Genomic DNA, 1140 nt, shown 5'->3' on the forward strand with positions numbered 1-1140 from the left:
ACGCCCGACGGCCGGCAGATCGTGGTGACCCGCTACGAGGACTCGCCGGCCGGGCGGATCGAACGGATCTGGCTGACCGACGCCGACGGCTCCAACCCGCACCCGATGAACCTCGCCGGGCGCGGCCCCCTCGACCGGGACACCGACCCCTCGCTCTCGCCGGACGGCCGGCTGATGGTGTTCAGCCGCAGCTCCCCGGGCGGCGGCCAGGAGCCGGCCAGCCCGGGCAGGATCCTGGTCGCCGAGGTGGCCACCGGGGCGATCGTCGGCACCGTCCAACCGCCCGCCGGCCAGCAGGGGGCCTCCGACGGTGAGCCCTTCTGGTCCCCCGACGGCAAGCTGATCGCCTTCTCCCGGACGGCGGTGGTCAACGGCAACGCCGGCAACCTGCACATCTGGACCGTGACCGCCGGCAACCTCGCCCAGCAGACCGACCTGAGCCGGGCGATCTGCCCGGGCACCTGCAACGTCATCGACGACAGCCCGGTGTTCTCGCCCGACGGCCGCCGGATCGCCTTCAACCGCAAGGCCGGTGACGGTGGGAACAACCGGCAGGACGGCGTGGTGGTCACCTCGCCCACCGGCGAGGACTGCGCCGTGGTCCTGCCCGCCGGGCTCGGCGCCGGCGCCTGCACCCGGCCGCTGCCCGACCGCTCCAACGGCCCCTTCCAGCCCCGCGACGTCGCCTGGACGGCGAACGGCGCGCAGCTGGTGCTCACCTCCCGCCGGGACCTGCCGCCGAACGCACGGGAGGGGCTCAAGATCTACGACTTCGCGACCGGCAGGCTGACCGAACTCGACTGGCGGATGCCGGGACGCCAGAAGGAGCCCGCCGTCCAGCAGTCCGTCGACCTGGCGCTCGGCGCGCCGAGCCGGACGCCCGCCGTCCCCGTCGGCGGCGGCACCGACGTGGTCGTCACCGTCACCAACAAGGGCCCCGCCCCCTCGCCCGGAACCGCGCTCACGGTCTCGGTGCCGACCGGCGCCCGGCTCGGCGGGCTGACCACCCCGATCGGGCAGTGCGACGCCGGGGCGCTGCGCTGCGAGCTCGGCACCCTGGCGCCGGGCGCGGTGGTCAGGATCAAGGCCACCCTGGTCGGCACCGTGACCGGCTCGCAGGAGTTCGGCTGGTCCGTCACC

Annotated in this window: 1 pseudogene; it reads left to right on the forward strand. The window is 74.9% G+C overall.

Annotated elements, in window-relative coordinates:
- Positions 1–1140, forward strand: a pseudogene (locus tag J0670_RS38450) (DUF11 domain-containing protein); the annotation flags it as partial.

It is taken from the genome of Streptomyces sp. FH025, assembly GCF_017427025.1.
In the GTDB taxonomy this organism is placed as follows: Bacteria; Actinomycetota; Actinomycetes; order Streptomycetales; family Streptomycetaceae; genus Kitasatospora.